This is a genomic window from Catonella sp. (assembly GCF_057250765.1).
The window spans coordinates 44,084-66,374 of record NZ_DBHIEC010000003.1 but is presented as its reverse complement, the minus strand read 5'-3'; the positions used below and the strand labels follow the sequence as shown (position 1 = coordinate 66,374).

Here is a 22,291-nt window from a genome sequence, read left to right as displayed (position 1 = left end):
TTGATTTTTGGCAAAATGTAACCGAAATGTAACCGCAATTGCTTATAATAGGGGAATAGGCAGAGGAGGTATTTATGAGCGGCGTAGGCACCAAGAGAATTCATTTTTCCGAAGAATTTAGAACAAGCATAATAGCTATTGACGAGTATAACAGCGTTGATTTTTGTGGAAAACTTTACAATCCTTTCCTTAAGCAAAGTGTAGAGGTTAAAAGTTTTCATCATCTTATAAAAGAAATTGATACACTTATGGATGAAATAGGGTGTCCAATGAGTGGAATGGAGAAAAGAAGCTTCAAGAAAAGAACTCAGTCCGACGAGAGGGAAACCCATATATCTGAAAAGGAGCAGGTTCCAAGAGGAAAGGCTGCGACATTTGCTATTAGAATTCAGTACAGAAATAACGCAAGCTGGCAGGGAACTATCAAGTGGATTGAAGGAGAGGCAGAAGAGTGCTTTAGAAGCATGTTAGAGCTTTTTTGGCTTCTTGACAGTGCACTTGGGAGGGATTAGATGTTGTTAAAAGTAATGTCTTGTAATTTGTAAAATTATGTGATATACTCATAGAGTTGTTTATATTAATAGATTGGCAAAATCCAATCAACAAAGTGAGGAAGGTGAATAATATGAGAGAAGGTATCCATCCAGAATACCATGAGTGTAAGGTAACATGCAACTGTGGAAACGAGTTCACTACAGGTTCAACAAAGGAGTCTATCCACGTTGAAGTTTGTTCAAAGTGCCATCCGTTCTACACAGGTCAGCAGAGAACTGCAGCTGCCCGTGGAGCTATTGATAAGTTCAATCGTAGGTACGGAATTAAGCAGGACTAATAAAAACAGAATAAGAACGAGACTGTCGCAGAGACGAAGGCGTCAACATAACATACTGTTATGGAAGGACGGAATCACAAATGCGATGGTCTTATTTTTTTAGGAGGAAGTATGAAGGGTTCGGGGATGAGCGGATTAGCTGTTCTTGAAGGCATATTGGTAAAGAACAGAAGCAAATATGCACTTGCAGTCCGTAAGCCTGATGATGATATTGAGGTTCTGACCGGTAGGGTTGATGACATAACAGAGAAAAATACTGCCTTGTCACTGCCTTTTATTAGAGGGATAGTAAACTTTGTGGAGATGATATGCCTGATAATCAAAAATTTTTCGGTATCTGAGAAATTCTATGACAAAGAAGAAGGCGGAAAGATTGACAGTAGGGAGACTAATGAGCTTTTAACAGTTATTGCGGTTATTTCGCTTGCCATAGGACTTTTCTTTGCACTGCCTTACGGCATTTCACTTTCGTTTTATAATGTCATAAACTCAGATATTGCCCTTACCTTTATCGAGGGCATAATGAGGCTTGTGCTTTTGGCATTATATATATTTGGAATATCAATGCTTCCGGAGATTAAAAGGGTGTACATGTATCTGGGAGCATTGCATAAAGCAATGAACTGTGTAGATAAGGGGCTTCCTCTTACAGTCAGCAATGTAAAGAAAATGAACAGAAGAAACTATATGTGTGCCGCTACATTTTTGGCGGTAGTCATAGCACTTAGCATACTTGTTTTTATGTTCGTAAGAATAGATAATATTATGCTTAGAATAGTAATTAGGCTTCTCACAGTACCCGTTATAGCAGGTCTTACTTATGAAATTATGGAGATAACAGCAAGGGGGAAAAATAGTCTGGCAGATATCCTTAACCTGCCTGCTATGCTCATCCAGAGCGTGATTACAGCTGAGCCTGAAGATGAGATGATAGAAGTAGCCATTGAATCAGTGGCGGTTGTTGCTGAGGGTAAAGAGGTTGTAAAAGAGGAAGAAGCGGAAATAAACGGAGATATTTATAAGCCTTCAAGGACTGCTAAGTCAGGGATAAAGAGAGTAAGCAGAGAGATGGCACAGAAAGTAGATAAGGCTTACGAGACGAAGAGGAATAAGAAGAGTGCCGTCGTGCCTCAAAAAGAAGGAAGCAAAACTGTAGGCAAAGTAAAGCCTGAAAAGAAAAACGATACTGGAATTAGCCTTGCTGAAAGGGCAAAGCAGTCACTAGATGTTAAAGAAGGAGTTAAGACAGTAAAAATATCTGAGGATGATGATGATGAAATACTAAATGCCTTAAACCATTTTTTCAATAACAAGAAGGAAGAGGAAAAAAAGCGTGGAAAGAGGAAAAATGGATAAAGTGGAATATAGCCTAAAAGGGCTTCTTGCAGACGGTACTAAAATGCTTACACAAGCGGGAATAGATGAGGCAGAACTTGATGCCAGATATATATTAGAGCATATTACCGGTCTTAACAGTGCACAGTATTTCATACATTCAGAAGATATAATAGAGAAAGATAAGGCAGAGGAATTCTTTAGGCTTATAGAAAGAAGGAGCAAAAGAATCCCTCTTTCTTACGTGATTGGGACAAGAGATTTCTTCGGACTTACCTTTAAGGTAGATGAAAATGTACTGATACCCGAGCAGGAAACTGAGATTTTGGTGGAAGAGGTAAGAAAGCATTCTGAAGGGAAATCCGTGCTTGATATGTGTACAGGGTCAGGCTGTATAGCAATATCTATAGCATTATTTGGTAAGCCCTCTAAGGTGGCAGCCTCTGATATTTCTGAAAAAGCCCTTGAAGTGGCAAGAGAAAATGCTAAGAGCCTTAAGGCGGGTGAGATTAGTTTTATACAGGGAGATATGTTTGAAAATGTCACAGATAAGTTTGATATAATAGTATCAAACCCTCCATACATCGAAACAGGGGAAATAGATGAGCTTATGCCTGAGGTAAGGGATTATTTACCAAGACTTGCTCTTGACGGTGATGAAGACGGGTTAAAATTCTACAGAATTATCAGCAAAGAGGCTGTAAAAAAATTAAATAAAAATGGTAGAATTTTCTACGAAATAGGATATAATCAAAGTAGAGCCGTAGCCTCTATCTTACTTGAAAATGGTTTTACAGATGTAAAGATAATGAAGGATTATTCAGGCTTAGATAGGATAGTTATGGCAAAATTGGACGAAAAACTATAGGAGGCTGCCATGAAATACAGAATAGAGAGAGATTCTATGGGCGAGGTAAATGTTCCGGAGAAGGCTCTGTGGGGAGCACAGACGGAGCGTTCTCATAATAACTTTAACATAGGTACGGAGACTATGCCCCTTCCTGTAATCAGGGCATTTGCTATACTTAAGAAGGCTGCTGCAGAGGTCAATCTTGAACTTGGAAAACTCCCGCTTGACAAGTGCGAGCTTATAAGAAAGGCCTGCGATGAGATATACAAGGGAAAGCACGATAAAGAATTCCCGCTTAAGGTGTGGCAGACAGGCTCAGGCACACAGAGCAATATGAATGTTAACGAAGTAATAACCGGCAGGGGCAACATGCTTGCAGGCAAGAGGATACTTCATCCTAACGATGATGTAAATATGTCGCAGAGCTCCAATGATACCTTTCCTACAGCTATGCATATAGCAGCGGTAATGGAGATAAAAAGGGTACTCTTACCGGCCATAGAGAAACTCATACTTACATTTGAGAAGCTTGAAAAGGAAAATGATGACATAGTTAAGAGTGGAAGGACTCATCTGCAGGATGCGACTCCAATCAAGTTTTCCCAGGAAATAAGCGGCTGGAGATTTATGCTTATTAACAGTCTTGGACAGATAAAGGCTTCGATGCAGGGCATATACAAACTGGCTCTTGGCGGAACTGCTGTGGGAACAGGGATAAATGCGCCAAAGAATTTTGACAGGCAGGTGGCTAAGAAGATTGCAGAGCTTACAGGTGAGCCATTTATAACTGATGAGAATAAGTTCCACGCACTAACCTCAAAGGATGCGCTTGTTACCTGCCACGGTGCAATCAAGGGACTTGCAGCCAACATGATGAAGATAGCCAATGATGTGAGATGGCTCGCTTCAGGGCCAAGGCTTGGCCTTTGTGAGATATTCATACCTGAAAATGAACCGGGAAGCTCTATTATGCCGGGCAAGGTAAACCCAACGCAGTGCGAAGCAGTGACCATGGTGGCTGTCCAGGTAATGGGCAATGATGTGGCAGTAGGAATGGCGGCCTCTCAGGGAAACTTCGAGTTAAATGTATTTATGCCTGTGCTCATATACAACTTCTTGCAGTCTGTGAGACTTCTTGGAGATGCAATTAACTCATTTAACGACAACTGTGCTATGGGGATTAGAGCCAACCGCGAGAAAATGCGTGATAATCTACACAATTCTCTTATGCTTGTTACCTGTATTTCCCCTTATGTGGGCTATGATAATGCTGCTGCTGTCGCAAAGAAAGCATATAAGGAGGGGATTAGCCTAAAGAAGGCCTGCCTTGACTTAGGCTTTATGGATGAAGAGAGCTTCGATGAGGTATTTAAGCCTGAAGAGCTGGTATGAAATAGATAAGGAATGTAAGAAGCAATCCTGTATTAATGGGTGTTCAATACTTATGACACCCACATCACATGATAAATATGTAAAAAGGAGGAAGTTATGGATTACGGAAAGGTTTCACTTGAAAAGCATGCACAGTGGAAGGGTAAGATAGAGATAAAGGTAAGAGCGGCAGTTGACAGTGCAGAGGCACTTAGCCTTGCCTATACGCCGGGAGTAGCTACACCTTGCCTTGAGATACAAAAGGATGTAAACAAGTCATATGAGCTTACAAGAAGATGGAATACCGTTGCTGTAGTGACTGATGGGACTGCAGTTTTAGGTCTTGGTGACATTGGCCCTGAGGCAGGTATGCCTGTTATGGAAGGAAAATGTGCACTTTTTAAGGCCTTTGGAGACGTAGATGCCATACCTCTTTGTGTAAGAAGCAAGGATGTGGATGAGATAGTAAGAACTGTAGAACTGCTTGCAGGCTCATTTGGCGGGGTAAACCTTGAGGACATATCTGCTCCAAGATGTTTTGAGATAGAGGAAAGGCTTAAAAAATGTACAGACATTCCTATCTTCCATGATGACCAGCATGGAACTGCTGTGGTTACCCTTGCAGGTGTATTAAATGCGCTTAAGATTGTTGGAAAGAATATAGAAGATGTTAAAATAGTTACCTCCGGAGCGGGAGCTGCGGGTATAGCCATCATAAAGCTTTTGATGGCTATGGGACTTAAGAATGTAATAATGACTGACAGAAAAGGTGCTATTTATAAGGGAAGAGAAGATCTGAACCCTATAAAAGAAGAGATGGCAAATATAACAAATTTTAAAATGGAAAAAGGAAGTCTTGAGGAAGTGATAAAAGGTGCAGATATATTTGTTGGGGTGTCTGCTCCGGGAACTCTTACAAAAGAAATGGTAAGATCCATGGCAAAAGACGCTGTTATATTCGCCTGTGCCAACCCTATACCTGAGATATTTCCTGATGAAGCAAAAGAAGCAGGAGCAAGGGTGGTTTCCACCGGACGTTCAGATTTTCCTAACCAGGTAAACAACGTGCTTTGTTTCCCAGGCATCTTTAGAGGAGCTCTTGATGTAAGAGCGAGCGAGATAAATGATGAGATGAAGATTGCAGCGGCAAAAGCCATAGCAGGACTTGTTTCGGATGATGAATTAAATGAAGACTACATTCTTCCAAAGGCATTTGATGCCAGGGTAAAGGATGCAGTTGCCGGGGCCGTCTCTGAGGCTGCAAAGAGTACAGGGGTTGCAAGATTGTAGGCTTTACGGTTATAATACAAGGATGCAACTGTACTTATATTATTTACATTTAGGAAGGAAAATTGATGTTTGAAAGTATTGAAACCCTCGCAGGAAGGTATAAGGAAGTAACGGATGAATTAGCTTCAGGTGTGGCTGCATCTGATCCAAATAAGTTTAGGAGTCTTATGAAGGAACAGTCAGACCTACAGCCTATCGTAGAGAAATACAATGAATATAAGGCAAATAATAAGCAGATAGAGGATTGCCTCAAGATGATAGCTGAGGAGAGTGATCCTGAGCTAAAAGAACTTGCAAGAGAAGAACTTTCAGAGGCGAAGGCTTTGGTGCCTGAATTTGAAAAGGAACTCAAAGTTCTTTTGCTTCCAAAGGATAAGAACGACGATAAGAATGTAATAGTTGAAATCCGTGCAGGTACTGGCGGAGATGAGGCGGCTATATTTGCTTCAGAGCTTTACCGTATGTACTGCAAATACGCAGAGAATAACCACTGGAAGCCTGAGATATTAAGCTTCAATGAGAACGGGCTTGGAGGCTTTAAGGAAGTTACTTTTCTTATCAACGGTAAGGGAGCTTTTTCAAAGCTTAAATATGAAAGCGGAACCCATAGAGTACAGAGAGTTCCGGTGACAGAGTCTAACGGTAAGCTACAGACATCTGCAGCAACTGTTGCAATATTACCGGAGGCAGAAGAGGTTGATGTAAACATTGACCCTAATGATATCAAGTTTGATGTATTTAGGGCGTCGGGTAACGGTGGACAGTGTGTCAATACAACCGATTCAGCTGTTCGTTTGACACATATTCCTACAGGGATAGTTATATCCTGCCAGGATGAGAAGTCACAGCTTAAGAACAAAGACAAAGCAATGAAGGTACTCCGCTCAAGACTCTATGAGCTTGAGTGTGAAAAGGCACATGCCGAAGAAGCTGCCAACAGAAAGAGTCAGGTGGGAAGCGGCGACAGGTCTGAAAAGATTCGCACGTACAATTTCCCACAGGGAAGGGTTACAGACCATAGAATTAAATTTACGACACATAATATAGATGGGGTTATGGGCGGAGATTTGACAGAAATTATCGAAAATCTTATAGTAGCAGATCAGACTGAAAAACTTGCAGCAATGGGTGAAATGTAAACTATAACTTAGCAAGGGAGTGCGAAGATGATTAGTGAAAGGAAGCAGCTTATAGATAATACTTCCTCCATTACTGAATATTTAGGAAATTGGCTTTGGAATGCACTTGATTTGGAAAACACAAAACTAAATGCCGATGAAATGTTAAAGTTTCTAGGTGAAATGTGTAAGTGTGAACGAGCCTATGTATTTGAGATTGATTACAGTAATGAGACGATAAGCAATACTTATGAGTGGTGTGCAAAAGGAATTACACCACAAATTGAAATGCTTCAGAATGAAAGCATACAAATTGTTGATTTCTGGCTGGACTTATTTAGGCAGAATAAGAATGTAATTATACCTGACGTTGAGGCAATTAAGACTGATGCCCCATCTACTTATGCTGTCCTAAAGCCGCAGGATGTAAAGTCACTTGTGGCTGTTCCTATATATTTAGGCAATGATGTGGTAGGCTTCTTAGGTGTGGACAATCCTGAGAAGCTTGATGAGGATGAGACAATTCCCATACTTAAGAAAATAAGTTCACTTTTTTCATTTATAGTTAAGCACAGAAATGCCGAGAAAAAGATAACTTTTGATAAATACCATGATCCTCTTACATTAGCATATAATAGAGAAGCTTTTGAGGAGGACTTTAAGAAGCTTGACGGATGTAGGCAGTTAGGCATAGTTTCGTGTGACCTTTCTGAACTGGAAACAACTAATGATGAGCGTGGATATCAGGAAGGCAATATCTTGTTATGCCGCTTAAACGCTCTTCTTGGTGAGGTATTTGCAGGGTATAAGATATACAGGGTAACAGGTAACCGTTTTCTGGTTGTTTGTCCTAATATAGATAGTGCTTATTTTGACAAGCTGATAAAGAATCTTGAAGGTGAAATAAATAACAAACATATACCGTTAGTCTTTGGTTCTTACTGGTCTAATGAGAATCCTCTCGTGCCGGTAGAGGTAAGGGCTGTTGCGGAAAGTGTACTATACAAGAATAAAGCGATATATTTTAGTAAGCCTGATCCTGTAACGGGAAGAACCCGTGACAGGAGAATGATGAGTTTAGATAACTTTGTAGATCATTTTAATGACAGTAGAAACAGTATGTTGTATAGATTTATTGAAAACAACTACTTTAGTCTGGACGTGTTTTTCAAGGCTCTTGAGCTTGGCGACAGCCACCCCTACTTTGGTGACCTTCAGAAAAATGTCTGGTTTATTTCAGACACTATAAAGGAAAAATGGGGCTTTGAGAACAACATAGTGCATGATCTTCCTGAGGAGTGGAAGCAGTTTATAACACATAAGAAAGATCGTGAATTCTACGAAAAAGATTTTAGTGAATTTATAAAGCAGAAAAGGGACGTATATGACCTTATATACCGTGTTGTAGACAAATATGGCGAGGAGGTCTGGGTACGTTGTGCGGGATACATTAAGTGGGATAAAGAAATGGAGAAGCCACTGTTTTACAGTGGTAATGTGTCGATACTTAGCAATGCCTTTGAAACTTGTCCTATAACTAACTTCCAGAAAGAAAAAGCTGCTGTACGCGACATCAGTAGTCTGTTTTTTAAGGGAGATAAGTCTTCCTGCCTTTGCTTCCGCCTAAATGGATTTGGTGAGATTAATGAATTGAGGGGGAGGTCAATCGGTGATAACCTTATAAAGGATATTGCTACAGAGCTTCTTGCAAGCTTTGATGATAGAATCAAGTTTTACAGACTCGATGGGCTGCGCTTTATGGCGGTGATTGCAGGCAATGCCGATTATACCCTTGATGAATGCTCGAAGAAAATAAAGAAGATTATATCCGACTCTTATGCTGAGTATAACATTCCTATCCGTTATCCTTGCTCCGTGGGCATTCTCGGCGAACTAAACGCTGATATGTCAGCCATAGAGATTATTACTGATGTAATGAGTGTACTTGACATAGCAAAGCACAAGCCTGAAGAGGATATCATTTATACAGAAAAGACCATGAGTTCGCATCGTGAACAAAAGCAGATGCTGCTTGATATAAGTAAGGACGTAGCAAATGACATGAACAACTTCAGGGTTGTGATGCAGCCGATAGTGTCAGCAGAGACTCACAGACTGATAGGTGGCGAGCTTCTGCTTCGTTGGAGCTATATGGGACAGAATGTATCTCCTATGGTCTTTGTGCCTATACTTGAAGAGAATAACCTTATGTCCACTGTAGGGAAATGGGTGTTTAAGCAGGCTGCAAAGATTAGTAAGAGGATATGTGCCTACATTCCTGAATTTACTTTGGACTTCAATGTCAGCTACTACCAGATAAAGGATGAGACTTTGCTGCCATATATGAAGCAGCTTTTAGAGGACTATGAAATGGATGGCTCACGTCTTGTACTTGAACTTACGGAAACCCATTATCATGATGATCCTATTAAGCTGTTGAAGTTCATTGAAAGCTGTAAGGATATGAATATGATGATGGCAATTGATGACTTTGGAGTGGGATATTCCTCTCTTGAGATGCTCCTTAAATATCCTGCCAATATAGTAAAGCTTGACCGCTCACTTATGAAGAAGATGTCGGATTCGTCTGACAGTAAGGTCTTCATATCTACCATTGTGTCTGCCTGTCATAACTTTGATAAGATGGTATGTGTGGAAGGAGTGGAGACAGAAAAAGAGCTTAATATCGTTACCGAAGCGGGCTGTGATTCCGTACAGGGCTATTATTTCTATAAACCAATGGAAATCCCTGATGTCTACAAGCTTTTTGCGACAATTTAATAAACAAAAGCTATAATGAACCACTGATTAAGCAGATGTATTCTACATCCTGTGAGGTCGGTGGTTTTTATGTATAAAAAATATCTTTATTTAGGTGATATAAAGGCTGTTAAATGTTAATGCTCTCTAGTACGCGTAACTTCAACTAAAGATTATGACAAATATAAATATCGTTGTAATCCACTATAGATAAGGGTTTACAATGATTTATGCCATAATTTATTGGCTGAAATATTGAATTTTCAAGGTTCAACACACCATATTGGTGTGGGAAGTCTTAGTTACTAAAATAAGGATAAATATGTGCCTGTGGCAGGGTGGTTGCCTTTGTCACGGGCTTTTAAAATATTGAAAAGTCATAAAAATAAGGTGTAAAAATTATTGAAAAGTCATAGAATTTATGCAATAATACTATTGAAAAGTCATAAAATTATGGCTTAAAATGCATTGAAAAGTCAGAATGGAGATGAAAATATGTTGATTAGAAAGATTGAAAGCCTGATTAGAGAGCACCTACAAAGCACTTCTAATAAGGTTTTACTTATTGATGGAGCCAGACAGGTAGGCAAAACCTATATTATCCGTTATGTAGGAGAAGAGCTGTATAAAAATTTCATTGAGATTAACATGATTGAAGATTCGCTTAAGGATAGACTTTTTGAAAGAGTAAAAACTGTTGAGGATTTTTATTTTCAAGTCAGTATGCTAGCAGGAAATAAGATGGGACAAAAAGAAGACACTCTTATTTTTATTGATGAGATACAGGCATATCCCGCTCTACTAACCCTGCTTAAGTTCTTATCGCAGGATGGTAGGTTTACATTTATAGCAAGTGGTTCATTGTTAGGAGTTACCTTGTCGCAGACGACTTCCATACCTATGGGGAGCATAAGAAAGGTAAGAATGTTTCCGCTTGATTTTGAAGAATTTTTATATGCCAATGGATTTAATGAAATGACCATATCATTTCTGCGTAAAAAATATGAGAATGAAGAGGCACTTGATGAAGCCACTCATAATAAGATTATGGAATTATTTCGTAAATATCTACTGGTAGGAGGACTTCCGGAGGCAGTAAATTCGTATATACAAAACCCCAATATTGTGCTTGTGCGTGAGATTCAAAATGAAATTAGGGAATACTATGCCGCTGATGCTTCAAAGTATGATGAAGAAAATAAGTTAAAAATACGAAGAATATACGATATGCTTCCTTCGAATATGGAAAACAAAAAAAAGCGTATTGTGGCAAAAAACATTGAGAATAAAAAAGGAAAGACATTTAACGATTATAGTGATGAGTTCGAATACTTAATTAGCGCAGGGATTGCACTAAATGTTCAGGCTATATCAAATCCGAGCTTTCCGCTTGTGCAGTCAAGCAGTAAGAATCTGCTAAAGCTATACTTAAATGATGTAGGTATATTAACAAGTGTTCTTTATGGAAATAATATCAGAGCAGTGTTAGATGATGAAAGAAGTATAAATCTTGGCTCGGTTTATGAAACAGTAGTTGCAAGTGAGTTAATAGCACATGGATATAAGCTGTTTTACTATGATAATAGGGACAAGGGAGAAGTCGATTATCTGATTGATGATTATGACAGCCTGTCAGTGGTGCCTGTTGAGGTAAAATCAGGTAAAGACTATACCGTGCATAGTGCTTTAAGTAATTTAAAAAAAAATGAAGCTTATAATCTTAAAAAGGCGTATGTATTGTCAAATGAAAGAGAAATTATTAAAAAGGATAAGATTATATATATGCCGATTTATTATGTAATGTTTTTTGAAAATTTAGCCGGTAGAAGTAATTGGGGTGAATTGAAAAAGTAACTTCTGCATCTAGGCTTCAATATTTAAATTGAAGCTCAGACTGGAACTTACTTTTTCAAATAACAAAAATTAATTTACAGCTACAAAAATGAAGATGCAGAAAGCGGAGATAATTACTTTGTGGATATTTATCATTTTAAGGGCTGCTTTGACAAAAGCAAGATAAAGGTAAACCCTGATGAGGTAACGGATTACAGATTTGTAGATTAGGATCACCATTAGTTTGAAGTGAGTTTGAAGTTGACTTTGAAGTGAGTTTGAAGTGAATTTGAAGTTGACTTTGAAGTGACTTTGAAGTATTATTGAAGTAGTTCAAATAAAGAGGTGACGTTATGTATTTAGATGAGATAATTGGCGATGTGAAGCTTGAAGGTGACAAGTTTGAGAGCAAGGCAATCCTAAATAGAGAGGATGTTATCGGCTGGCTTAAAAGTATTGCAGGATTTGCCAATGCATCCGGAGGAGATTTTTATATTGGAGTGGAGGATAAGACCAATAAGTTGATTGGTTTTGATAGGAAGGGCGCAGATAATGAAAGGAACTACTTCAACAATCAGGTTAATGAACATTTGACACCAAGACCACAAATGAAAATATCCTTCATAGGATATAAAGTAAATGGTAAAGAACGCTTTATAATTAAGATAGCGATTGATGAATCGGCAGTTAAGCCTGTAATATTAAAATATAAAAATATCCCTTCTATTTTTATACGGCGTGATGGATTTACAAACGGTGCAACCTATGAAGAAATAATCGAAATGAGCGTTAAAAGTAAGAAAACCCAGTATGATATATTGGTTTCTGATATAAAATATGAATCAGATAAATTCTTGGATCTTCATAGGTTTTATAAAGAACATAATAAAGGTAAAGTACTAAAAGAAAAGGCGTTACAGTCACTTGGCTTTGTAAATGAGGAAGGGTACCTATTAAATGGTGCAGTCTTATTTATGGATAATTATGATGGTAAGAAAACAGAAGTACAGTGCTCAGTTTTCTCAGGATTTAATAAGGGAAGTGACAGGGTTATTACAATTAATAGGTTTAATGGCAATATTACCTCGACCATTGATTATATCATTGAATTTGTGAACCTGAGAATGAATCATAGTATGGTAAAGCTTGATAATACCCGTGTGAATATAGATTCATTTCCTTTAAGAGCTTTGTTTGAAGGTGTTATAAATGCGGTTGCCCATAGGGACTACTATTTGGATGGCACTCAAATACAGGTTGATATGTTTAAGGATCGTTTGGAAATATCTTCTCCAGGTGGATTTTATAGGGGTGAGAAGCTGGGGAAAACTTATGATTTATCAGGAATTATTTCAAAAAGAAGAAACGAGTTGATTTGTGGAGTATTGGTAGCTTGCAATGTAATGGAGGCAGCAGGCACGGGTTTTGATAAGATTGTGGAGGAGTATGCATCAGCAGATGAAAAACATAAACCATATATTTACTCAAGATCGGATCATTTTACCCTGGTTCTTCCTGATTTGACTTATGATAGAGGGATTGAAAATGATGTTGTGGAAGGTTTGAGCTTTGTACCCGTACCTGATGGAACAGACCTAGATGAAAAGGTAATAAATTTTTGTTATCTTAATGCACATAAGGTATCCGAAATAGCTGAATACCTGGGAGTAAGTGATTCAAGTTATTTTAGAAAGAGAGTTCTAGGCAATCTTGAAAAACACGGCTACCTTATGAAGAGCAAAGCTTCAAGGGCAGCATACTATAAAACGAACCCTGATATGGTTAGCGTTTAGTGAAGGTTTTTCTACCTCAAAGCCGGCAGAATGGAGGTATTATGAGAGTTAGTTATTATGCAGTTTTTAATTATGATGAATATGATAAAAGTGAAGAAAAATACGGAATATCAATTACATTTCCTGATATTCCGGAGGCAAATACTTGTGCAAGGAACTACGCTGAAGGAGCCAATATGGCACTGGATATACTGCAGCTTTGTCTGATTGATAGTGAAATAGAAGCATATCCCAAGCCGTCTTCTATAGAAAATATTAGGTTAGGCAAAAATGAGAAAGCTGTTCTTATACAATATGATACGGATAAAATTGATATTTCAAAGTTTAAATTTTTTAATGAATAAAGCAACTTAAATAATAAAGAAGTTTACGATAGCATTAGTCGTACAGTTTTTTTTCTGATCCATGAGTAAGCTCTGGCTTAAGGGAGAGACAAGCTGGAACCATCAGCATATTTTATAAAATACAACTTAAAAGTTGTATTTAAAATCTTGACTATTTAAGATGGAATATATGGATTAATCTAAGGATTATTTTGCGAGTTAATGCTTGTTTTGTGAGAATTAAGAGAAGCGAAGCTGTGGCAATCCTGTGCTATAGCGTGCCAAATACTTTTGTCCCTCATATAAACTTATAATAAGTGAACATAGGCTATAGTGGGATTTAAACCTGTGGATAAAGTGAGGAAAATGTTGAAAAAATCTCTGGAATAGGATATATTCATTTATATAGATAATGCTCATTTGATTATTTTAAAAAGTCTATTTAAATACAACTTTTATACTTTTAAAATTAAATTCCCTTGCTTTACTTAGTAGACAATATTATTATGAAAATATAGAAATGAAGAGGTGGTTCATTATGTCAAATGTTTTGGATAAGTCCGGAAATGACAGCCTAAAGTATCGTAAACTCTACAACTGGGCGCATACCCTGATTCTTAGCGGAGTGATAAAGGATGGAGAGAAGTTCCCATCGGAGCACGTGCTTGAGAAAAAGTTTGGCTATTCAAGACAGACAGTAAGGAATGCGCTAAAGCAGCTTGAACAAGAAGGACTGATTACAAGAGTAAGAGGAAGCGGCACCTTTGTTTCTTACAAAAATGCAGAAAGTGACAAGGAAAAGAAGCATATAGGACTTATTCTTAGCTACTTTTCGGATTATCTCTTCCCGCAAGTGTATGAGGGAATCAGGTCGGTTCTTGAGGAGAAAGGCTATATCATAGATGTGGCGGTTACCAAAAACAGACTCAATGATGAAGCTATCTACTTGGAAGGATTTTTAAAAGCAGGGGTATCGGGGCTTATAATAGAAGGTACCAAGTCAAGCTTTCCAAATCCCAATATAAGACTTTATAAGGAAATAGTGAAAAAGAAAATACCAACAATATTCATACATAACCACTACTCAAATCAGAATTTTAGCAGTATAGAGATGTCGGACGCGGAGGCTGGTTATGAGCTGACCAAACACCTTATAAAGAACGGACATAAGAGAATAGGAGGGATGTTCAAGTATGACGACATCCAGGGTCAGGAGAGGTATAAAGGCTTCATAGAATGTCTTTCAGACTATGGCGTCAAGTTTGATGATGACTATATCAGATGGTACTCAACTAAGGATATGGCGGAGAAACAAAGAGATAAAATATTTGCAAAAACATTTAGAAAAGCAAAAGATTGTACAGCAATGATAATGTACAATGATGAGATAGCCTACTCTTATCTGGATTTCTTAAAAGATAAGGGGGTATTAGTACCAAGGGACTTATCAATGGTTTCGTTTGATGATGCCAGGCTTGTAGAAAATGAAAGCCTTAAGATTTACTCTGCTGTGCACCCAAAGGCTGAGCTAGGGATGACTGCGGCAAAGAAATTGATAAAAATGTTAACAGACAGCCATTGGCAGAATAAAAATTACTCCCACAGATTTCCCGTTGTACTTAACGATGGTAATTCTGTAAGGGACATAATAGAAAAATAACAGGAGGGAATAATGATGGAAAAGTTATATTTTGTAGTAGGTTCACAGGATTTATACGGTGATGAGTGCCTTAAGCAGGTGGCAGATGACAGCAAAGAAATGGCAGAATTCTTAAATGAAAAGCTAAAAGGAATAGTAGAGGTAGAACTGCTTCCTACAGTTGAGACCTCAGAAACATGTATTCACAATCTCCGCAAGGTGTCAAATGATGATGACTGTGTAGGTGTAATCACCTGGATGCATACATTTTCACCTGCGAAAATGTGGATAAAAGGCTTGCAGGAGCTTAGAAAGCCTCTTCTCCACCTTCATACTCAGGCAAATGAAAAGCTTCCTTATGACAGTATAGATATGGACTTTATGAATCTCAATCAGGCTGCACACGGTGATAGAGAATATGCCTTTATTTTGGCAAGAATGGGAATCACACACGAGGTTGCAGCGGGATTTTACAAGCATTCAAATGTAATTGCTAAGATTAAACGTTTTGCAGAGGTAGCTAAGGCTATAGCATTTTCAAGGAAACTTAAAGTCGCTTCCTTTGGTAACAATATGAGAGAAGTTGCTGTTACTGACGGCGACAGGGTAGAGAGCCAGATTAAATACGGCTGGGAGTGTAATTATTACGCAATTGGTGATATAGTAGATATAGCAGCTAAGGTGTCAAAAGAAGAAATCGATGCTAAGATGAAGGAATATGCTGACAAATACACTATGGCTACCACAAACACAGAGGCTGTAAGTGAGCAGGCAAAGTATGAGATTGCCATAGAAAAGTTCTTAACAAAGAATAAGATAGGAGCATTTGCTGACACCTTCCAGGATTTACACGGGCTTAAGCAGCTTCCGGGACTTGCTGTGCAGAACCTTATGACAAAGGGCGTTGGCTTTGGTCCTGAGGGGGACTACAAGATATCAGCTATGTCAGCTATACTTATGAAGATGGCTGAGGGTAGGGAAGGTGCTACAGGCTTCATTGAAGATTACACCTACGACCTTACAGAGGGAGAAGAGCTTGAACTTGCTTCCCATATGCTTGAAGTACCACCAGCATTTGCAGCCACCAAGCCTGAAATTCAGGTTCATCCACTGGGTATAGGTGGAAAGGATGATCCTGCAAGACTTGTGTTTGACGGTGTTACAGGAGATGGAATTCAGGTAACCATGGTGGATATGGGAGATAGATTTAGAATAATCTGTGCGGATATAGAACTTGTAAAACAGCCTAAGCCAATGCCTAAGCTTCCTGTGGCAAGGATAATGTACCGCCACAAACCTAACTTTAACATCGGAACTTCCGCTTGGTGCTATGCAGGAGGTGCTCATCACTCAGTGGTATCTACAGCGCTTACAAGAGATGATATAGCTATGTTTGCAAGGCTAACAGGCACAGAACTTATTACAATAGGAGATGACACCACAGAAGCTGATTTACAGAAGTTCTTTATGAAATAAGGAGGCCGTTATGCTAAACGAGCTTAAACAAAGAGTTTACGAAGCAAATATGCTTTTGCCTAAGTACGGACTGGTTACCTTTACCTGGGGCAATGTATCTGGCATAGACAGGGAAAAGGGGCTTATGGTCATAAAGCCAAGCGGAGTTGAATATGATAAGCTAAGCCCTGAGGATATGGTTGTAGTTGACCTTGATGGAGGCAAGGTGGAGGGAGAACTTAACCCTTCCTCCGACACCAAAACCCACATTGAACTCTACAAGGCTTTTCCAAATATAGGTGGAATAGTGCATACTCATTCTCCTTATGCAGTAGGCTTTGCGCAGGCAGGTGAGGACATACCTTGCATGGGTACCACCCAGTGCGATTATTTCTATGGGAATATTCCTTGTATAAGGCATCTTACCAAGGAGGAGATAGATGAGGATTATGAGAAGAATACCGGTCTTGTGATAGTAAAGGCCTTTAATGAAAAGAATATCAATCCTGACTATGTTCCTGCCTGCATCTGTAAGAGCCACGGCCCATTTTCCTGGGGAAAGACACCTTTTGAGGCTGTGCATAACGCGGTAGTTATGGAGGAGGTAGCCAAGGTGGACATCTTTGCTAAGATAGTAAATCCTAAGGCGAAAAATGCTCCTGCTCATTACCTTGAGAAGCATTTTACAAGAAAACATGGACCAAATGCGTATTATGGACAGAATTAAGGGCAAGTAAAACTATATTATTGGTGTCTGTGCTACGGATGTATTTAGGTAGCAGTCAGTGAAACGGAGAATATATGGGAAATGAAGCGATTTGCAGTGAGAAAGCCGAGCTTATAAAACAAGGGAGGACATCCCTTGGTATAGAGTTTGGCTCAACCAGGATAAAGGCTGTACTTGTTGATTTTAGCGGAGAGGTTCTGGGTGTTGGTGTCCATGACTGGGAAAACTCCCTTATAGATGGGATATGGACTTATCCCTTAGATGAAATCCACGCAGGGCTTAAAAAATGTTACACCTCTCTTAGAAAAAATGTAGAGGAAAAGTATGGAGTTACTCTGAAAAAAATAGGCTCAATAGGCATAAGTGCCATGATGCATGGACTTATGGCATTTGATAAAGAGGGGAAGCTGCTTACACCTTTTAAGACTTGGAGAAATAGTGATACCGAGACGGCTGCTGATGAACTGACTAAGGTCTTTGATTTTAATATACCTCTTAGATGGACTATAGCCCACATTTATCAGGCAGTTCTTGATAAGAAGGACTATGTGAAAGAGCTTGACTTTGCTGTAACCCTAGCGGGATACATACATTTTAGGCTTACAGGTGAAAAAGTTATAGGTGTAGGCGATGCAGCAGGTATTTTCCCTATTGAAAATGGGAATTACAACAAAAAGATGATTAAAGACTGTGAAAAGCTCGTACTGGATAATGGTTATGGCATAAAGCTTATGGAGATTTTGCCAAAGGTGCTCACTGCAGGGGAGAATGCAGGTAGTTTGACATCTGAGGGAGCAGCATTTCTTGATGAAAGCGGAAACCTGGAGGCAGGAGTACCTCTTTGTCCGCCTGAGGGAGATGCAGGAACGGGAATGGTGGCTACTGGCTCAGTAGCAGTAGGCACTGGAAATGTATCTGCAGGCACATCCATTTTTGCCATGCTTGTGCTTGAAAAGGGCTTATCAAAGCTTTATAGAGAGATAGATATGGTTACTACACCAGACGGGTACCCTGTAGCTATGGCACATGCTAATAACTGTACCTCAGACTTAAATGCCTGGGTGAATATATTCAGGGAATTTGCAGAGCTTTTTGGAATAAAGGCAGATATGGGTGAGCTGTATGGCAAATTATATAATGCTTCCTTAAGCGGAGATAAGGACTGCGACGGACTTCTTTCTTATGGCTATTATTCGGGAGAGGGTATAGTCCACCTGAATGAGGGCAGGCCATTATTTGCAAGAATGCCTGAGAGCAAGTTTAACCTTGCAAACTTTATGAGATCTAATCTATATGCTTCACTTGGGGCGGTTAAGATTGGGCTTGATATTCTCCTTAAGGATGAAAAGGTTAGGGTGACTAAGATTATGGGGCATGGTGGGCTCTTTAAGACACCTTTGGTTGCACAAAGCTACCTTGCAGCAGCAGTAAATGCCCCTGTTACGGTTATGGATACTGCAGGAGAGGGAGGCCCTTGGGGAATGGCTGTACTTGCTTCTTACCTCCTAAATAAGGATAACATGAGTCTTTCTGAGTATCTGGAGAGGGTTATATTTAAGGATGCGAAAGGAACAACCATAGAGCCTGATGCCGGAGATGTAGCAGGACTTGAGGCTTATATGGAAAGGTACAAGGCGGGGTTAGAGGTAGAGAAAAGGGTAGTGGAAGTGTTATAAGGATAAATATGAGCCTGTGGAAGGGTGATTACTTTTGTCACAGGCTCTTGAAATATTGAAAAGTTATAAAAATCAGGCATAAAAGATATTGAAAAGCCATATAATCTCGCCTCAAAAGTTATTGAAAAGTCACATATTCTATGTAATAATGATACTATAAAGTCATTGATAGGCGTTACTCAGTAGCATAAATTCATTTACCTTGTGGTAAATGTAAGTTAAAAATAACAAACGGAGGGTATACTATGAAGATTTTTGTGGACACAGCCAATGTTGAAGACATAAGAAAAGCAAATGACATGGGGGTTATTTGCGGAGTTACTACCAATCCTTCTCTTATCGCAAAAGAAGGGAGGGACTTTGGTGAGGTAATTAAAGAGATTGCTTCCATTGTAGACGGACCAATCAGTGGAGAGGTTAAGGCTACAACCACCGATGCGGAAGGCATGATAAAAGAAGGCAGAGAGATAGCTGCTATTCACAAGAACATGGTTGTAAAGATTCCTATGACTGTAGATGGTCTTAAGGCTGTTAAGGTACTTGCTACTGAAGGCATAAAGACTAATGTAACTTTAGTATTTAGCGTCAATCAGGCTATACTTGCAGCCAATGCAGGTGCAACCTATGTGTCACCTTTTGTTGGAAGGCTGGATGACATCAATCAGCCGGGTATTGACCTTATCCGCCAGATAGCTGAAGTATTTAGCATATATGGATATGAAACAGAGATAATTGCCGCATCTGTACGCAATCCAATCCATGTTACCGACTGCGCTCTTGCAGGAGCAGACATTGCAACCATACCATATAAGGTAATTGAGAATATGACAAAGCACCCTCTTACAGACCAGGGGATAGCAAAGTTCCAGGCTGATTATAAGGCTGTATTTGGTGAATAGTTTACATGATAATGAAGGAAATATACTTTGTTAGCACTCAATAAAAAAGAGTGCTAACAAAACCTTGACAAAGCTTTAAATCAGTATTATTATAATAATCGAACAGTAAATAGCTGTTCGATTTTTAGCTTTTAAACGACTAAACATCAAAAATAAAAATAAATATACGAGGTGAAATAATATGGGAAATATTGAAAAAGGTTCATTATCAATTACTTCGGAAAATATATTTCCGATTATCAAAAAATGGCTCTACTCCGACCACGATATCTTTTTAAGGGAGTTAGTATCCAATGCCTGTGATGCTATAACCAAGCTTAAAAAGTTAGATGGTATAGGAGAGTGGAAGGCACCTGAGGACAATAAATATAGAGTAGATGTAATCACTGACAGCGAAGCAAAGACTATAACAGTCATTGACAACGGTATTGGTATGACTGCTGACGAGGTGAAGAAGTACATCAATCAGATAGCATTTTCAGGTGCTCAGAGCTTCCTTGAGCAGTATAAGGACAAGACAAGTGAGGAGCAGATTATAGGGCACTTTGGACTTGGTTTCTACTCAGCCTTCATGGTAGCAAGAAGAGTTACTATAGATACTCTTTCATATAAAGAGGGAGAAAAGCCTGTACACTGGGTATCAGACGAGGGCATAGACTTCACTATGGAAGATGGTGACAGGACGGAGCGTGGTACCAAGATAACTCTTTACTTAAATGATGACTGCTATGAATTTGCCAATGAATACAGGGTTAAGGAGATTTTAGAGAAATACTGTTCATTTATGCCTGTTGAAATCTACTATACCAATGCCAATGCGCTTAAGTCTGAAAAGACTGAGGTGGTAGATGACAAGGAGGCAGAGAAGAAGGAAGATGCTCCAAAGCCAATCAATGATATCCATCCACTTTGGACAAGACATCCTAACGAGGTAAGTGAAGAGGACTATAAGGAGTTCTATAGAAAGGTATTTAGAGACTATAAAGAACCGCTTTTCTGGATTCACCTCAATATGGACTATCCTTTCAACCTCAAAGGTATCCTCTACTTCCCTAAGATTAACAACGAGTACGAGGCAGCAGAGGGAACCATTAAGCTTTACAACAACCAGGTATTTATAGCAGATAACATTAAGGAGGTCATCCCTGAGTTCCTGCTTCTCTTAAAGGGTGTAATTGACTGCCCTGACCTACCTTTGAATGTATCTAGAAGTGCGTTGCAGAATGACGGATTTGTTAAGAAAATATCAGACTACATAACCAAGAAGGTGGCTGAGAAGCTTTCAGGACTTTGCAAGACAGACAGGGAAAATTATGAGAAGTACTGGGATGACATCAGTCCTTTCATCAAGTACGGCTGCTTAAAGGATGATAAGTTTGAAGAAAAGATGAAGGAATTCATCCTCTTTAAGGACTTAAACGACAAGTATGTAACCTTTGATGACTATGTAAAGACTATAGAGCCTGAAAAGGTCGAGGAAGAAAAGACTGAAGAGGAACAGAAAGAAGACGGTGCAGAGACTGAGCCGGAGAAGCCTAAGAAGATAATCTACTATGTGACGGATGTGCGTGAGCAGAGCCAGTACATCAATATGTTTAAGGAAAACGGATTAAATGCCGTTATACTTGAACATAGGATAGACCAGCCTTTTATCAATGCTCTTGAGATGAAGAATGATGACCTTAAGTTCGAGCGTATCGACTCCAAGGTAAATGCTTCTGCTAAGAATGAGCTTCCTGAGGAAGAAGTAAAGGCTATGACAGAGAGCCTTTCAGAGCTTTTTAAGAAGGCACTTGATAAGGATAAGCTTGAAGTTAAGGTTGAAAGCCTCAAGAATGAGAATGTTTCTTCTATGATAACCGTATCAGAAGAAGTACGCAGGATGCAGGATATGATGAAGCAGTACGGCATGGGAGCCATGGGAGATTCTCCTTTTGAGATGGGAGAGGTGCTTGTGCTTAACAGCAACAATGCTCTTGTTAAGTATCTTCTTGACCATAAGGAGGAAGCCGATAATGATAAGGTAAAGCTCTTCTGTGAACAGCTTTACGACCTTGCAGTTATAGCCAACCGCCAGCTTTCCCCTGAGGCTATGACTAAGTTTATAGCAAGGAGTAATGAGGTGCTTAAGCTTTTGGCTGAATAAAAATTTATAAATGGGCTGTCGCCTTAATGTATACATGCAAGATATAAGGAGTTGATGTTATGGATACAATCGAAAAAAGTGAAACAATGAACTCCTTGTATATGTTTTTGACATAGGGTCAAGGGGTGATACCTACAAGAAGCCGTATGTATGATGAGAAGAGCAATTTAATGATAGATTGTAGAAACAATGCAGGAGATTTATAAACAATGGAGGCTTATAGATATTAGCTTATCTATAAGTC

The 22,291-nt window shown here is 39.1% G+C and carries 17 protein-coding genes; all 17 read left to right on the top strand.

The features are described from left to right. Positions 1 to 74: 74 nt before the first annotated feature. The 17 genes from ACO6HM_RS02305 to htpG all read left to right on the top strand — a co-directional run bounded on the left by ACO6HM_RS02305 (position 75) and on the right by htpG (position 22,047). On the top strand, positions 75 to 512 hold the full coding sequence (locus ACO6HM_RS02305) for a hypothetical protein (RefSeq protein WP_485389575.1): 438 nt from the start codon (positions 75 to 77) through the stop codon (positions 510 to 512). Between the two features lie 113 nt (positions 513 to 625). Continuing rightward, positions 626 to 832: a 50S ribosomal protein L31 gene (gene rpmE, locus ACO6HM_RS02300; protein ID WP_485377360.1), complete on the top strand. Its 207-nt coding sequence runs from the start codon at positions 626 to 628 to the stop codon at positions 830 to 832. Between the two features lie 111 nt (positions 833 to 943). Continuing rightward, entirely contained in the window at positions 944 to 2,188 is a 1,245-nt protein-coding gene (locus ACO6HM_RS02295; protein ID WP_485389574.1) for a DUF1385 domain-containing protein, read from the top strand. Continuing rightward, positions 2,181 to 3,035: a peptide chain release factor N(5)-glutamine methyltransferase gene (gene prmC / locus ACO6HM_RS02290; RefSeq protein ID WP_485389573.1), complete on the top strand. Its 855-nt coding sequence runs from the start codon at positions 2,181 to 2,183 to the stop codon at positions 3,033 to 3,035. The genes ACO6HM_RS02295 and prmC overlap by 8 nt, the downstream gene beginning before the upstream one ends. A 9-nt stretch (positions 3,036 to 3,044) precedes the next feature. Further along, positions 3,045 to 4,409 (top strand): class II fumarate hydratase, encoded by a 1,365-nt coding sequence (fumC, locus tag ACO6HM_RS02285; RefSeq protein ID WP_485389572.1) that lies wholly within the window; start codon positions 3,045 to 3,047, stop codon positions 4,407 to 4,409. A gap of 96 nt (positions 4,410 to 4,505) precedes the next feature. Next, positions 4,506 to 5,678, top strand: a complete 1,173-nt coding sequence (locus tag ACO6HM_RS02280) for an NAD(P)-dependent malic enzyme (protein WP_485389571.1) — start codon at positions 4,506 to 4,508, stop codon at positions 5,676 to 5,678. 65 nt (positions 5,679 to 5,743) lie between these two features. Beyond that, on the top strand, positions 5,744 to 6,817 hold the full coding sequence (gene prfA, locus ACO6HM_RS02275) for a peptide chain release factor 1 (RefSeq protein ID WP_485389570.1): 1,074 nt from the start codon (positions 5,744 to 5,746) through the stop codon (positions 6,815 to 6,817). 27 nt (positions 6,818 to 6,844) lie between these two features. Beyond that, entirely contained in the window at positions 6,845 to 9,577 is a 2,733-nt protein-coding gene (locus ACO6HM_RS02270; RefSeq protein WP_485389569.1) for an EAL domain-containing protein, read from the top strand. A gap of 474 nt (positions 9,578 to 10,051) precedes the next feature. Further along, positions 10,052 to 11,410: an ATP-binding protein gene (locus ACO6HM_RS02265; RefSeq protein WP_485389568.1), complete on the top strand. Its 1,359-nt coding sequence runs from the start codon at positions 10,052 to 10,054 to the stop codon at positions 11,408 to 11,410. 332 nt (positions 11,411 to 11,742) lie between these two features. Continuing rightward, entirely contained in the window at positions 11,743 to 13,182 is a 1,440-nt protein-coding gene (locus tag ACO6HM_RS02260) for an ATP-binding protein (RefSeq protein WP_485389567.1), read from the top strand. A 41-nt stretch (positions 13,183 to 13,223) separates the two neighbouring features. Beyond that, positions 13,224 to 13,526: a type II toxin-antitoxin system HicB family antitoxin gene (locus ACO6HM_RS02255; protein ID WP_208429287.1), complete on the top strand. Its 303-nt coding sequence runs from the start codon at positions 13,224 to 13,226 to the stop codon at positions 13,524 to 13,526. Between the two features lie 517 nt (positions 13,527 to 14,043). Beyond that, the gene (locus ACO6HM_RS02250; protein WP_485389566.1) at positions 14,044 to 15,165 is read left to right on the top strand and encodes a GntR family transcriptional regulator; all 1,122 of its coding nucleotides are present in this window, start codon (positions 14,044 to 14,046) and stop codon (positions 15,163 to 15,165) included. Positions 15,166 to 15,177: 12 nt separating this feature from the next. Continuing rightward, on the top strand, positions 15,178 to 16,620 hold the full coding sequence (araA, locus tag ACO6HM_RS02245) for an L-arabinose isomerase (protein WP_485389565.1): 1,443 nt from the start codon (positions 15,178 to 15,180) through the stop codon (positions 16,618 to 16,620). 10 nt (positions 16,621 to 16,630) lie between these two features. Further along, the gene (locus ACO6HM_RS02240) at positions 16,631 to 17,326 is read left to right on the top strand and encodes an L-ribulose-5-phosphate 4-epimerase (protein WP_485389564.1); all 696 of its coding nucleotides are present in this window, start codon (positions 16,631 to 16,633) and stop codon (positions 17,324 to 17,326) included. A gap of 74 nt (positions 17,327 to 17,400) precedes the next feature. Next, positions 17,401 to 19,002, top strand: a complete 1,602-nt coding sequence (locus tag ACO6HM_RS02235; protein ID WP_485389563.1) for a xylulokinase — start codon at positions 17,401 to 17,403, stop codon at positions 19,000 to 19,002. 245 nt (positions 19,003 to 19,247) lie between these two features. Continuing rightward, positions 19,248 to 19,901, top strand: a complete 654-nt coding sequence (gene fsa / locus ACO6HM_RS02230; RefSeq protein WP_485389562.1) for a fructose-6-phosphate aldolase — start codon at positions 19,248 to 19,250, stop codon at positions 19,899 to 19,901. Positions 19,902 to 20,082: 181 nt separating this feature from the next. Continuing rightward, positions 20,083 to 22,047, top strand: a complete 1,965-nt coding sequence (gene htpG, locus ACO6HM_RS02225; protein WP_485389561.1) for a molecular chaperone HtpG — start codon at positions 20,083 to 20,085, stop codon at positions 22,045 to 22,047. Positions 22,048 to 22,291: the final 244 nt, after the last annotated feature.

Excerpts from the sequence above, each read along its gene's own strand:
- ACO6HM_RS02305 (WP_485389575.1), top strand. The coding sequence starts at position 75 with ATGAGCGGCGTAGGCACCAAGAGAATTCATTTTTCCGAAGAATTTAGA.
- rpmE (WP_485377360.1), top strand. The coding sequence starts at position 626 with ATGAGAGAAGGTATCCATCCAGAATACCATGAGTGTAAGGTAACATGC.
- ACO6HM_RS02295 (WP_485389574.1), top strand. The coding sequence starts at position 944 with ATGAAGGGTTCGGGGATGAGCGGATTAGCTGTTCTTGAAGGCATATTG.
- prmC (WP_485389573.1), top strand. The coding sequence starts at position 2,181 with ATGGATAAAGTGGAATATAGCCTAAAAGGGCTTCTTGCAGACGGTACT.
- fumC (WP_485389572.1), top strand. The coding sequence starts at position 3,045 with ATGAAATACAGAATAGAGAGAGATTCTATGGGCGAGGTAAATGTTCCG.
- ACO6HM_RS02280 (WP_485389571.1), top strand. The coding sequence starts at position 4,506 with ATGGATTACGGAAAGGTTTCACTTGAAAAGCATGCACAGTGGAAGGGT.
- prfA (WP_485389570.1), top strand. The coding sequence starts at position 5,744 with ATGTTTGAAAGTATTGAAACCCTCGCAGGAAGGTATAAGGAAGTAACG.
- ACO6HM_RS02270 (WP_485389569.1), top strand. The coding sequence starts at position 6,845 with ATGATTAGTGAAAGGAAGCAGCTTATAGATAATACTTCCTCCATTACT.
- ACO6HM_RS02265 (WP_485389568.1), top strand. The coding sequence starts at position 10,052 with ATGTTGATTAGAAAGATTGAAAGCCTGATTAGAGAGCACCTACAAAGC.
- ACO6HM_RS02260 (WP_485389567.1), top strand. The coding sequence starts at position 11,743 with ATGTATTTAGATGAGATAATTGGCGATGTGAAGCTTGAAGGTGACAAG.
- ACO6HM_RS02255 (WP_208429287.1), top strand. The coding sequence starts at position 13,224 with ATGAGAGTTAGTTATTATGCAGTTTTTAATTATGATGAATATGATAAA.
- ACO6HM_RS02250 (WP_485389566.1), top strand. The coding sequence starts at position 14,044 with ATGTCAAATGTTTTGGATAAGTCCGGAAATGACAGCCTAAAGTATCGT.
- araA (WP_485389565.1), top strand. The coding sequence starts at position 15,178 with ATGATGGAAAAGTTATATTTTGTAGTAGGTTCACAGGATTTATACGGT.
- ACO6HM_RS02240 (WP_485389564.1), top strand. The coding sequence starts at position 16,631 with ATGCTAAACGAGCTTAAACAAAGAGTTTACGAAGCAAATATGCTTTTG.
- ACO6HM_RS02235 (WP_485389563.1), top strand. The coding sequence starts at position 17,401 with ATGGGAAATGAAGCGATTTGCAGTGAGAAAGCCGAGCTTATAAAACAA.
- fsa (WP_485389562.1), top strand. The coding sequence starts at position 19,248 with ATGAAGATTTTTGTGGACACAGCCAATGTTGAAGACATAAGAAAAGCA.
- htpG (WP_485389561.1), top strand. The coding sequence starts at position 20,083 with ATGGGAAATATTGAAAAAGGTTCATTATCAATTACTTCGGAAAATATA.